Annotated in this window: 13 protein-coding genes and 1 pseudogene; 4 read left to right on the forward strand and 10 right to left on the reverse strand. The window is 70.1% G+C overall.

What is annotated here, in order from left to right:
* The first annotated feature begins 5 nt into the window (after positions 1–5).
* A complete protein-coding gene (locus ACZ5IK_RS33060) occupies positions 6–1136 on the forward strand; it encodes an FAD-dependent monooxygenase (RefSeq protein WP_465491294.1) in 1131 nt (376 codons plus the stop codon).
* On the opposite strand, the gene ACZ5IK_RS33065 is transcribed toward ACZ5IK_RS33060, so the two are convergent.
* Together ACZ5IK_RS33065 and ACZ5IK_RS33070 are read right to left on the reverse strand one after the other, a co-directional pair.
* Positions 1081–1755 (reverse strand): response regulator transcription factor, encoded by a 675-nt coding sequence (locus ACZ5IK_RS33065; protein ID WP_410605870.1) that lies wholly within the window; start codon positions 1753–1755, stop codon positions 1081–1083. The two genes, ACZ5IK_RS33060 and ACZ5IK_RS33065, sit on opposite strands and share 56 nt — an antisense overlap.
* Complete coding sequence (locus ACZ5IK_RS33070) at positions 1730–3334, reverse strand: sensor histidine kinase (RefSeq protein ID WP_465491309.1); 1605 nt, start codon at positions 3332–3334, stop codon at positions 1730–1732. The genes ACZ5IK_RS33065 and ACZ5IK_RS33070 overlap by 26 nt, the downstream gene beginning before the upstream one ends.
* A 125-nt stretch (positions 3335–3459) precedes the next feature.
* Here ACZ5IK_RS33070 and ACZ5IK_RS33075 point away from each other — a divergent pair, with 125 nt between their 5' ends.
* The gene (locus tag ACZ5IK_RS33075; protein WP_465491295.1) at positions 3460–3669 is read left to right on the forward strand and encodes a hypothetical protein; all 210 of its coding nucleotides are present in this window, start codon (positions 3460–3462) and stop codon (positions 3667–3669) included.
* The gene (locus tag ACZ5IK_RS33080) at positions 3666–4424 is read left to right on the forward strand and encodes a hypothetical protein (protein WP_465491296.1); all 759 of its coding nucleotides are present in this window, start codon (positions 3666–3668) and stop codon (positions 4422–4424) included. Before ACZ5IK_RS33075 ends, ACZ5IK_RS33080 begins: the two co-directional genes overlap by 4 nt.
* A gap of 31 nt (positions 4425–4455) precedes the next feature.
* On the opposite strand, the gene hutI is transcribed toward ACZ5IK_RS33080, so the two are convergent.
* The 5 genes from hutI to hutH are packed head-to-tail and all read right to left on the reverse strand — an operon-like array spanning position 4456 to position 11284.
* Positions 4456–5619 (reverse strand): imidazolonepropionase, encoded by a 1164-nt coding sequence (gene hutI, locus ACZ5IK_RS33085; protein WP_465491297.1) that lies wholly within the window; start codon positions 5617–5619, stop codon positions 4456–4458.
* Positions 5607–6911, reverse strand: coding sequence for a formimidoylglutamate deiminase (locus ACZ5IK_RS33090; protein ID WP_465491298.1), 1305 nt, complete (start codon positions 6909–6911; stop codon positions 5607–5609). The genes hutI and ACZ5IK_RS33090 overlap by 13 nt, the downstream gene beginning before the upstream one ends.
* Complete coding sequence (locus ACZ5IK_RS33095) at positions 6908–8104, reverse strand: allantoate amidohydrolase (protein WP_465491299.1); 1197 nt, start codon at positions 8102–8104, stop codon at positions 6908–6910. The genes ACZ5IK_RS33090 and ACZ5IK_RS33095 overlap by 4 nt, the downstream gene beginning before the upstream one ends.
* Positions 8101–9753, reverse strand: a complete 1653-nt coding sequence (gene hutU / locus ACZ5IK_RS33100) for a urocanate hydratase (RefSeq protein WP_465491300.1) — start codon at positions 9751–9753, stop codon at positions 8101–8103. The genes ACZ5IK_RS33095 and hutU overlap by 4 nt, the downstream gene beginning before the upstream one ends.
* A gap of 4 nt (positions 9754–9757) precedes the next feature.
* Positions 9758–11284, reverse strand: a complete 1527-nt coding sequence (hutH, locus tag ACZ5IK_RS33105; protein ID WP_465491301.1) for a histidine ammonia-lyase — start codon at positions 11282–11284, stop codon at positions 9758–9760.
* Between the two features lie 95 nt (positions 11285–11379).
* On the opposite strand from hutH, the gene ACZ5IK_RS33110 reads away from it, so the two are divergent.
* Positions 11380–12165, forward strand: a complete 786-nt coding sequence (locus ACZ5IK_RS33110) for an IclR family transcriptional regulator (protein WP_465491302.1) — start codon at positions 11380–11382, stop codon at positions 12163–12165.
* On the opposite strand, the gene ACZ5IK_RS33115 is transcribed toward ACZ5IK_RS33110, so the two are convergent.
* The 3 genes and pseudogenes from ACZ5IK_RS33115 to ACZ5IK_RS33125 form a co-directional block, all read right to left on the reverse strand.
* Positions 12153–12368, reverse strand: a complete 216-nt coding sequence (locus ACZ5IK_RS33115; RefSeq protein ID WP_146044386.1) for a hypothetical protein — start codon at positions 12366–12368, stop codon at positions 12153–12155. The genes ACZ5IK_RS33110 and ACZ5IK_RS33115 overlap by 13 nt on opposite strands.
* Before the next feature lie 135 nt (positions 12369–12503).
* Complete coding sequence (locus tag ACZ5IK_RS33120) at positions 12504–12686, reverse strand: hypothetical protein (RefSeq protein ID WP_465491303.1); 183 nt, start codon at positions 12684–12686, stop codon at positions 12504–12506.
* A 145-nt stretch (positions 12687–12831) separates the two neighbouring features.
* Positions 12832–12963, reverse strand: a pseudogene (locus ACZ5IK_RS33125) (HNH endonuclease signature motif containing protein); the annotation flags it as partial.
* Positions 12964–13053: the final 90 nt, after the last annotated feature.

Genomic DNA, 13053 nt, shown 5'->3' on the forward strand with positions numbered 1-13053 from the left:
TCGACATGCGCAAAGCGATCGTGGTCGGCGGGGGAATCGGCGGACTGAGTGCCGCCATCGGACTGCACGGCATCGGCTGGGAGGTCACCGTCCTGGAACGGGCGCCGGAGATCACCGCGGCCGGCGCGGGCATCTCCCTGTGGCCGAACGCCCTGCGGTCACTCGAAACACTGGGCGTCCACCTCGGCAAACTGCGGGAACAGGCTTCGGGCGGCCTCCACGACCGCGCGGGCCGCCGCATCACCCGTTGGGATGCCGAGGCGTTCCGCCGTCACCACGGGCGCCCACTCGCCGCCATCCACCGCGCCGACCTCATCGACGCGCTCCGCGACGCCCTGCCCGCGGGCTGCGTCCGCACCGGCACCGAGGTCACCGGCCTCGACGATCTTGACGATCTCGACACAGACGTCATCGTCGCCGCCGACGGAATCCACAGCGCGCTCCGGAAACAGCTGTGGCCGCGGCATCCCGAACCGGTCTACAGCGGCAGCACGGCCTTCCGCGCGGTGACCGCCCTTCCCCACGCGGCCGACCTCAGCACGAGCTGGGACGACGGCGCCGAGATCGGCGTCATCCCCTTGCACGACGGCCGGGTCTACTGGTGGGCGAGCTACGTCGCCGAACCGGGAATCCGGCACGAAAACCCGAAGGCGTACCTGCGGAGGCGCTTCGGCGGCTGGCACGAGCCCATCCCCGAGCTCATCGAAGCGACCGCGCCCGAGGCGCTGCTCCACCACGATCTCTATCTGCTCGGCACTCCCCTGCCGTCCTACGTGCGGGGACGCGTCGCGCTCCTCGGCGACGCGGCGCACGCGATGCCGCCGTTCCTCGGTCAAGGCGGCTGCCAGGCGATCGAGGACGCCGTCGTCCTCGCCGCCGCGCTCAGCGACACCGAAGACGTCGACGCGGCGCTGAAGAGTTACGACGAGCAGCGCCGCCCGCGCAGTCAAGCGGTCGTCAAAGCCTCGGTCCAGGCGGGGAAACTCGGCCCGCAGCTGCGCAATCCGCTCGCAGTCGCCGTCCGCAACGGCGTGGCCCGCCTGCTCCCCGGCGCGCTCACCGCCCGCGCCGGCGCCGGTGTCAGCGGCTGGATTCCTCCCGTTCCCCGCCGACCAGCCCCGCCTCGTACGCGGTGATCGCCGCCTGCACCCGGTTCCGCGCGCCGAGCCGGTTGAGGATGGTGCTCACATAAGCCTTCACCGTGCCCTCGACCACGAACAGCCTCCCGGCGATGTCCGCATTGGACAGTCCGGAACCCAGCAGCGCCAGCACTTCCTGTTCGCGCGGGGTCAGCTTGCCGATCAGCGCCTTCGCCTCTTCGGCCCGGGAAACCCGATTGCCGGAGAAGCGGGCGATCACCCGCTGCGCGACCTTCGGCGAAAGGAAGGCCGCCCCACCGGCGACCGCGCGGATCCCGGACAGCAGCTCGCGGGGATCCCCTGATTTCAGCAGGAAACCACTCGCGCCGAGGCCCAGCGCACGCTCGATGTAGGTGTCTTCGCCGAACGTGGTCAGCATGATCACGCCGATCTCGGGCAGCAGCCGCCGGATCTCCTCGGCCGCCTTGAGCCCGTCCATGACCGGCATCCGGATGTCGAGGAGCACGACGTCCGGCCGGGTCGCGCGGACCTGCTCGACGGCGGCGCGGCCGTCCTCGGCCTCCGCGACCACTTCGATCCCGGCGTCCGCGGCCAGGATCGCCGACACCCCGGCGCGGATCATCGCCTCGTCATCGGCCAGCACCACCCGGATCATCCGGGTTCCCCCTTTGCTCGTCTTCACTGATCACGTCCTTCGCCACGAGTTTCCCGTCGGCGAAGCACAGCCGGTAAGCCTCGTAGTACCTATGGAACAGGGTGCGCTCGGTGCCGTAGTACTCGCAGGTCGCCCCGGCGGGCACCAGTGGTTCCCCGTGACGGGGTCGCGCGCTCCGCTGGCCACCGGGCAGGACGGATGCGATCTCCGCCCTCGGCTGGCCCAGCCGGATGCGGTCATAGTCCCCCTTGAGGAGTTCCGAGCCGTACCACTGGACGAGGAACACCACCCCGCTGATCCCGACCAGCACCCCGAAGAGCCCGATCGGCACGACGATCGCCTGGATCAGGCTGCGCCGGACATCCCGGCGGGCGCGTTCGAGTTCCCTCGCCGACGTCGACTGTCCCACTTCGGCGTCCATCGCCGCCTGGCTTTCCGGCGACTCCTCAGACGGTGCGGCGTCATGCGGCAAGCTCGCACTGACCTCGAAGCCGCCGTCGTGCGGTACCGCCCGCAAGGTCCCGCCCACCAGCCGGACCCGCTCACGCAGCCCGATCAGCCCGCGTCGTCCCGAAGCCCGGCCGGGCAAGGGTCCCGCCGGCGGCGGCGCGTTGGTGACCACGACATCGGTCCGTCCTTCGGATCGCACGACCCGGACGGTGACGGCGGCGCCGGGCGCGTGCTTCACGACGTTCGTCACCGACTCCTGCACCACGCGATAGGCCGCGCGATCGACCATGCGTGGCTCGCCGTCGGCCGGATCATCCACAAAGGACTTGATCAGCACGCCCGATGTCCTCGCCCGGTCGAGAAGTTCGTCGATGCTCTCGTCCACCGGCTCGGTCGGCGCGTCGTCCTCACGCAGCACCCCGATGATCTCGCGCAGCCGTTCGGTCGCCGTCGCGGCGCTCTGCCGCAGGTCACCGGCGGCCTCCCGCTGCTTCTCGTCGAGGCCGCCCGCGACTTCGAGCGCCGCGGCCCGGACCGCGATCAAGCTGAGTTCGTGACCCAGCGAATCGTGCATGTCACTGGCGATCCGGGTGCGCTCGCGCAGCCTCGCCCGGTCGGCGATGAGCCGCTGACGGCTCTCCATCTCCTCGGCGCGACGCCAGCCGTCGCGCGCCATGTCCTCGCGCTGCCGGATGTACTTGCCCAGCAGCCACGGCGTCACCGACGCGAAGACCAGGAGCCCGAGCACCGCGCCCCAGTCGGCGAACCCGTCGTCGCCCCAGATCAGCGCGACGGGGATCGCGACCAAGGTGACGACGGCGAAAACGCGCAACATCGGCTTCGCGATCGGCTGCCGGTAGCCGGCGAGATAGCTCACCGCGACCAGGAGGAACCCCTCCCAAATCGGCACTCGACCGCCGAAACTGCCCAGGATGACGAAGCTCGCGAGCATCGCGATGGCGAGCGAGACCACCGGGTACCGGCGTGACACCGCGATCGCGGCCGTGGTCGCGATGAGCCCGACCAGCAGTTCCCAGTGCCTCGTGCTGGATCCCGCGTCGACGACCACCCAACCGCAGAGCCCGAGCCACAGCGCGACGTCCATGGCCAGCCGCCGCCCACGCCGCACAGGCTCCTCCGCATCCTTCACAGGATCGGACGCTACAAGCCGCGACAGCCGCTTCGCCATGGACGAAAGTCAAGATGGTCCGATCACCCGGCCTCCGCGCGGGTCATGAGGCATGATGAGCGACCATGGCCGAGCGCACACTCACCGGTCAGCTAGGCGGTCCTGTCCCGGCAGGTATCGAAGCGCTGGCCGACAACGAGAAACAAGACCTCTCCGACGCGTTGCGCGACGCGCGCCACCACCAGGCCAAAGCCTTGGCCGAAGCGGGCGAAGAGGGTCTGAAGTACGTACCCGCGCTGCTGCGGGGCACCATCCGCAAGGTGGTGGGCCTGTGAGCACCGAGAACTTCGCCTCGCAGGCGGAGATCCTCAAACTCGCCCGCGTCCTCGGCACCACCCCGGAGCGGCTTTCCTACCTGGAGACCGTGGACGCGGCCGAACTCCAGACGTTCCGCGAGCAGGTCACGGACACGCTGTTCGACGCCAATCTCGCCGCCCTCGAGCGGATGGCGATGGCGAGCAAGCTCGTCCCGAGCCCGATTCTCGCGAAGATCGCCGAGAAGGTCTTCGGCCCGCTTCTGTGCGCCCGGATCGCCGGGCTGGTCGACGCCTCCCGTGGTGTCGACGTCGCGAAGCGGCTGAAGCCGCAGTTCCTGTCCGACGTCGCGGCCGAACTGGACCCGCGCAGGGCGAGCGCGATCATCGCGCGGATCCCGCTCGACACCGTGGTCGCGGTCGCCGGGGAACTGGTGCGCCGCGAGGACTGGATCACCGTCGGCCGGTTCGTCGGCCACCTGCCCGATCCGACAGTACGAAGGGCTCTCGGCGTCATCGGCGACGAGGCACTGATCCGGATCGCGTTCGTCCTCGACGACAAGAGCCGGATCGACCACGTCCTCGGGCTGCTCTCCGAGAGCCGGTTCCGGGGCCTCCTGCGGGTCGCGGCCGCCGACGAGGACCTGTGGGCGCCGGTGCTCGACCTGCTCACCCACCTGAGCGAGAAGCGGATCGAGCAGTGGTCCCACCTGCTCGGCGAACTCCCGCCGGAGCTGCGGGAACGCGTCGAAGAAACCCTCGGTCAAGCCTCCTGACCCCGACGGGGAAAGCAAGGGACCTTTGCTATCACTTTGAGGCGAAACCGCTGGTCAGAAGCTCACCGCGTCGCCAGACAGCGGCCGTCAGCGGCACCCCTGGCCGGTACGCCAGATGGGTCGTCGAAGGCGCCTCAAGCACGTGAAGGTCGGCACGCGCTCCTGGCCGCACGAAGCCCACATCGTCACGCCTCAAAGCGCGAGCGCCGCCCGCCGTCGCCGACCAGACCGCCTCGTCGATCGTCATCCGCATCTGCAGCACCGCGGTCGTGACGCAGAACGCCATCGACGTCGTGTACGAGCTGCCCGGGTTCGCGTTGCTGGCCAGCGCGACCGTCGCCCCCGCGTCCAGCAGCCGCCGCGCCGGCGCCAACGGCTGCCGGGTCGACAGATCGCACGCGGGCAGCAAGGTCGCGACAGTGTCCGAAGCGGCGAGAGCCTCGACGTCCGCTTCGCTCAGGTACGTGCAGTGGTCGACACTCGCCGCCCCCAGCTCGACGGCGAGCCGCACTCCCGGCCCCTCCCCCAGCTGGTTCCCGTGCACCCGCAGTCCGAGGCCACGCTCCCGCGCCGCCTTCAGCACCCGCCCGGACTGCGCCTCGTCGAAAGCGCCGGTCTCGCAGAACACGTCCGCCCACCGCACCAGCGGCGCCACGGCGTCGAGCATGTCACCGCACACGAGATCCACATAGGACTCCGCGTCCGCACCCGGCGGCACCAGATGCGCGCCGAGGAACGTGACCTCGTCCGCCACACCGGCCGCGATCCGCGCCGAGCGCACCTCGTCCTCGACGTTGAGTCCGTACCCGGTCTTCGTCTCCAAGCAGGTCGTCCCCTGCCTCGCCGCTTCGTCGACATGACGCCGCAGGTTCGCCGCCAGCTGCTCGTCGGAGGCCGACCGCGTCGCGTCGACGGTGACCGCGATGCCCCCGGCGCTGTACGCCTTCCCGGCCATCCGCGCCTCGAACTCGGCCGTCCGGTCCCCGGCGAAGACGAGGTGCGTGTGACTGTCCACCCAGCCGGGCAGCACCGCGCGGCCGTCCACGTCGATCCGCTCGTCCGCGTCGGGCGCGTCCGCCGCCGAGCCCGCCCAAACGATCGTCTCGCCCTCGACGACGACGGCCGCGTCGCGGAGTTTGCCCAGCTCGTCGTCGTTCGTGGTGAGCTCGCCGATACCCGTGATCAGGACTGCCACAATGCCTCGATCTCCTTGGCCAAGACCGTTTCCGGCCGGTCGATCAGCTGATGCGTGCCGTCGCGGACGATCTCACGCCCGGCGACGACGACATCCCGGACGTCCGCCCCGGAGGCGGCGAAGACCACCCCGGACGGCTCGATCCCCGCGGTCCGCACCGAACCGAGGCTGACGGTCACGAAGTCCGCACCCGCCCCGACGGCCAGCGAACCGACCTCGTCCCACCCGATCGCGCCGTGATCCGTCGCCGCCGCGAGCAGTTCCTCCGCGGTGAACCGGCCGCGCTGCTCGCTGGCGAGCCGCTCGTTCAGTTCCAGCGCCCTGGTCTCCTCGAACGCGTCGACGACAGCGTTGCTGTCACTGCCGAGGGACAGCCGCACCCCCGCGTCCAGCAACGTCCGCGCCGGACCGATGCCGTCGCCGAGATCCCGCTCCGTCGTCGGGCAGAAGCACGCTCGGCTGCGGGCCGCGCCCAATCGCTCGATGTCGAGCGGCGTCAGATGAGTCGCGTGCACCGCCGTGAGCCGTTCGCCGAGCACACCGTGGTCGTGGAGCAAGCCCGTCGGCGTCCAGCCGTAGGCCGCCATGCATTGCTCGTTCTCGGCCCGCTGCTCCGAAAGGTGGATGTGCAGCGGACGATCCGCGGGCGTACCGTTGTCCACTTCGGACAGTTGATCTTCGGGAACGGCGCGCACCGAATGGATCGCGCCGCCCACCCGGAACGTCTCCTTCTCCCGCAAGTCGCCGGCTCGTTGCGCCCATTTCGCGGCCGAACCGTCGGAGAATCGCCGCTGCACCTCGTCGGGCTCCACACCGATACCGCCCGCGAGGTAACAGGTGTCGAGCAGCGTCAGCCGGATTCCGGCGTCCTCGGCTGCCTGCCGCAGTGCCTCGCCCATCGCGTTCGGCTCCGCGTAAGGCTTTCCGCCCGGCGCGTGGTGCAGATAGTGGAACTCGCCGACACTCGTGTACCCGGCCAGCACCATCTCGGCGTAGACGCCGCGCGCCAGGCGGTGGTACGAGTCCGGATCGAGCCGGGACGCGAGCGAGTACATCCGCTCGCGCCACGTCCAGAACGTCCCGCGGTCATGGTGCGTCCGCCCCCGCAACGCCCGATGGAACGCGTGCGAGTGCCCGTTGGCGAAACCCGGCAAGGTCAGTCCGCTCAGGACGGTTCCTTCGCGGGGCACGCTCGCTGTCACGGACGTGATCTTCCCGCCGCCGACCTCGATCCGGACGGCATCGGCGATCCCGTCCGGCACCCAGGCGCGCTCACACCAATATGTCGTCATGTCGACAGTTTCTCCAGGACGTCCGCGAGCGCGCGAGCACCGTGGTCGACGTCCTCGGCCTCGGAGAACTCTTCCGGGGAATGGCTGATCCCGGTCGGGTTGCGCACGTAGAGCATCCCGGACGGGACGAACCCGGCGAGGATCGCCGCGTCGTGCCCGGCGCCGGTCGGCAGCTCCGGCGGACCGCCCAGCCAGGTGCCCAGGTCGCGCCGCAGCGCCTCATCGAAGATCACGTCGTCCGAGTACGACTCCCTGGTCACCTCGACCCGGCAGCCTTCTTGACCTGCCGCGTCTTCGGCCAGTTTCGCGATCTCCGCGACCAGTTCGGGCGTGTCCGTGCCCGGCACCCGCGCGTCCAGCCAGAGGTCCACGGTGGACGCGATGACGTTGGTCCCGCCCGGGACCGGCACGAGCCTGCCGACCGTGGCCCTGGCGTCGGCTTTCGCCCTCGCCAGTTTCCGCACGGCGAGAACGGTCTCGGCCGCCGGGATCATCGGGTCACGACGGTCACCGATCAGCGTCGCGCCGGCGTGGTTTCCCTGACCCTGGAAGGAGAATCGCCAGCGGCCGTGCGCGATCACCGTATTGCCGACGGCGACCGGCGAGCCGAGATCGATCAGCCCGCGCCCCTGCTCGACGTGCAGTTCGAGGAACCGCCCGATCAGGCCGAGCCGCTCGGAATCGCGGCCGACACGTTCGGGATCGAGGCCGGATTTCGCCGCCGCTTCGGCGAACGTGACGCCGTCCGGGTCGCGCAAACCGCGCGCCTTGTCCGCGTCGATGGTCCCGGTCAGCAGCCGCGAGCCGAGGCACGGCACGCCGAACCGGCCGCCTTCCTCTTCCGCGAAGACCACGACCGCGAACGGCTTGGCGGGACGGAATCCCTTGGCCTGCAAGCTCTCCACCGCGTCGAGCGCGCTCGCGACGCCGAGCGGGCCGTCGAAGGCGCCGCCGCCGGGAACCGAGTCGAGATGGCTCCCGGTGACGACCGCGTCCGGACCGGGCGTGCCCCACCAGGCCCAGATGTTGCCGTTGCGGTCCGTCTCGACGCCCAGCCCGAGCCGCCCCGCACGCTCGACGAACCACGCGCGCAGTTCGGTTTCGCCCGCGTCGAAGGCGTGGCGCGAGTAGCCGCCACGCTTCGGGTCGCGGCCGACGTCGGAGATCTCCGCCAGCAGCGAGGACGCGGTCACTCGGCGTCCCGCATCGGCACGCGGACGCCACGCTCGTCGGCGACGTCGGCCGCGCGGTCGTATCCGGCGTCGACGTGCCGGATGACGCCCATCCCCGGGTCGTTGGTGAGCACTCGCTCGAGTTTCTGCGCGGCCAGCAGGGTTCCGTCGGCCACGCTGACCTGGCCGGCGTGGATGGAGCGGCCCATGCCGACGCCGCCGCCGTGGTGGATCGACACCCAGCTGGCCCCCGAAGAGGTGTTGACCAGCGCGTTCAGCAGCGGCCAGTCGGCGATCGCGTCGGAGCCGTCGGCCATGCCCTCGGTCTCGCGGTACGGCGAGGCCACACTGCCCGAGTCGAGGTGGTCGCGGCCGATGACGACCGGCGCCTTCAGCTCACCGCTGGCGACCATCTCGTTGAACCGCAGCCCCGCGAGGTGGCGCTCGCCGTAACCGAGCCAGCAGATCCGCGACGGGAGCCCCTGGAACGCGACGCGCTCGCCTGCCAGCTTGATCCAGCGGGCGAGGGATTCGTTCTCCGGGAACAGTTCCAGCATGGCGCGGTCGGTCGCCGCGATGTCCTCGGGGTCGCCGGACAGCGCCGCCCAGCGGAACGGGCCGTTGCCCTCGCAGAACAGCGGGCGGATGTAGGCGGGCACGAACCCCGGGAAGTCGAACGCGCGCTCGCAGCCGCCGAGTTTCGCCTCCCCGCGCAGGGAGTTGCCGTAGTCGAAGACCTCGGCGCCCTTGTCGAGGAAGCCGAGCATCGCCTCCACGTGCTCCGCCATCGACTCGCGGGCGCGTTCGGTGAACTCGTCGGGCTTCTTGTCCGCGTAGTCCTGCCACTCGTCGACACCGATGCCCTTGGGCAGGTAGGAAAGCGGGTCGTGCGCGGAGGTCTGGTCGGTGACGATGTCGATCTCGACGCCGCGGCGCAGCAGTTCCGGCAGCACCTCGGCGGCGTTGCCGACCACGCCGACGGAAAGCGCGCGCTTCTCCTTCTTCGCGGCTTCCACGCGGCGGATCGCGTCGTCGAGGTCATCGGCGACCTCGTCGAGGTAGCGGGTCTCGACACGGCGGTGGGCGCGCTGCGGGTCGCACTCGATGACGAGCGCGACGCCGTCGTTCATCGTGACGGCCAGCGGCTGCGCGCCGCCCATGCCGCCGAGCCCGGCGGTGACGGTGAGCGTGCCCTTGAGGCTGCCCCCGAACCGCTTCTTCGCGACGGCCGCGAAGGTCTCGTAGGTGCCCTGCAGGATTCCCTGCGTGCCGATGTAGATCCAGGACCCCGCGGTCATCTGGCCGTACATGGTCAGGCCTTGCGCCTCCAGGCGGCGGAATTCCGGCCAGGTCGCCCAGTCGCCGACGAGGTTGGAGTTCGCGATGAGCACGCGCGGCGCCCACTCGTGCGTGCGGAACACGCCGACCGGCTTGCCGGACTGGACGAGCAGCGTCTCGTCACCCTCCAAAGTGGTCAGTTCGCGGGTGATCGCGTCGAAACTGGCCCAGTTGCGGGCGGCCTTGCCGGTGCCGCCGTAGACGACCAGGTCCTCGGGGCGCTCGGCGACCTCGGGGTCGAGGTTGTTGTGGAACATCCGCAACGCGGCTTCGGTCTGCCAGTTCTTCGCGGTGAGCGTGGTGCCTCGGGCGGCACGGACCGTGCGGGACATGGGCTCAGACCTCCAGTTGGGCCACGGCGAGGACTGCACCCGACGCGACGAGTTCTTCGGCGGCGGCGATCTCCGGCGCCAGATGACGGTCGGGGCCGGGGCCCTCGACCTTGGTGCGGACGAGATCCCGGACCCGGCCGGTGACCGGCGACGGGACCAGGGGCGCGCGCATGTCGAGTGCCCGCGCGGCGGTGAGCAGTTCGATGGCGAGGACGGTGTTGAGGCCCTCGACGGCCTTGCGCAGCTTGCGCGCGGCGGACCAGCCCATGGAGACGTGGTCCTCCTGCATGGCGCTGCTCGGGATCGAGTCGACCGACGCCGGCACCGCGAGGCGTTTGAGCTCGCTGACCACGGCCGCCTGCGTGTACTGGGCGATCATGTGGCCGGAGTCGACGCCCGGGTCGAACGCGAGGAACGGCGGCAGGCCGTGCGAGCGGGCCTTGTCGAGCATGCGGTCCGTGCGGCGCTCGGCGATGCTGGCGACGTCCGCGAGCGGGATGGCGAGGAAGTCGAGCACGTAGGCGACCGGGGCGCCGTGGAAGTTGCCGTTCGACTCGACGCGGCCGTCGGACAGCACGACCGGGTTGTCGACCGCGGAGTGAAGCTCACGCTCGGCGACGAGCTCGGCGTGCGTGAGACTGTCCCGTGCGCCTCCGTGCACCTGCGGCGAGCAGCGTAGCGAGTACGCGTCCTGGACGCGGTTGCAGTCCGGGCCTCGGTGGCTCTCGACGATCTTCGAATCCTGGAGCGCCCTCCACATGCGCTCGGCGCTCAGCGCCTGCCCTGGGTGCGGGCGCAGGGCCTGGAGATCGGCGGCGAAGGCGCGATCGGTGCCGAGGAGCGCTTCGACGCTCATCGCCGCGGTGATGTCGGCGGTGTCGAGAAGCTTGCGCAGGTCCGCCGCGGCCAGCAGGAGCATGCCGAGCATGCCGTCGGTCCCGTTAGTGAGGGCGAGGCCCTCCTTCTCCGCGAGAACGACCGGCTCGATCCCGGCGTGCTTCAGCGCGACGGCGGCCTGGACGACTTCGCCCTTGTACTCGACTTCGCCCTCCCCCATCAGCGCGAGCGCGACAGCGGCCAGCGGCGCGAGGTCGCCGGAGCAGCCGAGGGAGCCGTACTCGTGAACGAGCGGGGTGATCCCGGCGTTGAGCAGGGCCGCAAGCGCTTGCGCGGTCTGGGGGCGGACGCCGGTGTAACCACTGGTGAGGGTGCGGAGGCGCAGCAGCATCAGCGCGCGCACGACCTCGGTCTCCACGACCGGGCCCGCGCCCGCCGCGTGCGAGCGGATCAGCGACCGCTGGAGCGCAGTACGGCTCTCGAGCGGGATGTGCCTGGTGGCGAGCGCCCCGAAGCCGGTCGAAACGCCATACGTCGGCGCCTCGGCGTGGGCGAGGTCGTCGATGTGCTGACGCGTCGCGGTGAGGTTCTTCTCGGCCGCTTCGCTGACCGCGACGGGCGAGTGGTCACGGGCGACCGCGACGACCTGTTCGGGCCGAAGCGATTCGGACCCCAGAAGTACGGTTTCCGGCATAGCCCCATTGGACAATGCCATGCCCGCTGGTGGGCGGCCCCAACCGGTGGTTGTGTCTGGTATCCAAGACACGCACGGCGACAGAGGAGGTCGGCATGGGTGAGAGCAGCGAGGTCCCGGCACTGCGACGCGGTCTCGGCATCCTTCGCGCCCTGGCCGCGCGGCCGGGTCCGGTGTCGGCGGCCGCCATCGCGCGCGAGCTGAATCTGCCGCGCTCGACGACGTATCACCTGCTCGCCGAGCTGGAGACCGCCGGTTTTGTGGCGCACTTACCCACCGAACGCCGCTACGGACTCGGCATCGCCGCGTTCGAACTGGGCTCGGCATATCTGCGACACGACCCGCTGGAACGGCTCGCCGTCCCGCTGCTGCGCAAGCTGGCCGACAGGGTCGGTCACACCGCTCATCTCGGCGTACTGCACGGCAACGAGTCGCTTTACCTGGTCAAAGAGCGCCCCACACGACCGGAAACCCTGGTCACCGAGGTCGGCGCCCGGCTGCCCGGCCAGCTCACGGCGTCGGGCAGGGCGATGCTGCGGCACCTGCCGTCACCACACGTGCGTGCGCTCTTCCCGGCCGCGTCGGCGTTCGTCCTGCGCACCGATCGCGGCCCGCGCACCCTCGCCGAACTGCGCCGCACGCTGAACGCGGAGGGCAGACTCGGCTGGGCGGTCGAGGACGGTCACGTGACCGAAGGATTCGCCTCGGTGGCCTGCCCGGTCTTCGACCACGGCGGCCGGCCGATGGCCGCGATCAGCGTGACCCTCCGCCACCTCTGCCCGGGAGCCGAGGGATGCAGGGAAACTTGGCCTGACCTCGCGGAAGAGGTCCGTCTGACCGCGGCCGAACTGACCACCCGGATCGGGGGTCAGGTGCGCTGAGCGTGCCTCTTCTGGACTCCCTCAAGACCGAGCATCGCCAGCAGTTCCGCACAGTCGAGAGCACTCGAAGAGTGCCCGGCGACGGTTCGCGCGGCTCTGCCGTTCTGCAGGGTGAGGCGGACTTCCTCTTCCGCGCGCACACCCGCCATCCGGCTCTGGTCTTCAGCGGGGTCGGGACGACTGGAATGCCTAGCCCAGGTCATCTGCCACCTTCTTCCGGCCCTCCGGCGACACGGGGTCGGTTCGAAAGAGGGCCATGGTCGGACACCTAGCATGACATCCCACCCCTCGACAGTTCCCGGCGCGGGTGAATTGAGACGAAAATGATCTAGATTTGGCTACGCTCTGTGATTCAAAAAGGACTCGAGTCGGTCATTGAACGGCGCACCCGTGTCAGGTGCCAAATGCTCTCCTTGCCACGACGAAGCGGACCGCATCGGCCCCTGTCCGGCGATCGCGTCGACGAGGATTTCGTTCTCCGGACGCTGGGTCAACGGCGCGCCGACGAGCACGTCGACCACGGTGAGTGTCCAAGCTATCTCAGAGCGTCACACAGGCGTGGACATCGCGCCGCAGGACGGCCTTGGCGAGCAGCGTTCACCGCTCGGTCAACGGGCCGCGAGCTCGCCGCCGCCAACAGCACCGCCGCCGCCGAATAAGTCCTGCCTATATCCGCAAATGCATGGTGTTGCGCCTTGGCTCTCCGGTCGGGTCGAGGTAGGCAGGTGCGGTGAATTCAGGGAGCCCGTCTTGGGCGATCTGGACTTTCCACTCGCTTTTATGGATCAGCCGATGGTGAGTCGGCGGCGGGAGTTTCACCCGCCGCCGCTCTCAGAACCGTGCGTGACACTCTCGCGTCACACGGCTCCCGCTGTCGAACCTGCCGGG

The sequence above is a fragment of the Amycolatopsis sp. NPDC031561 genome, from assembly GCF_055580625.1.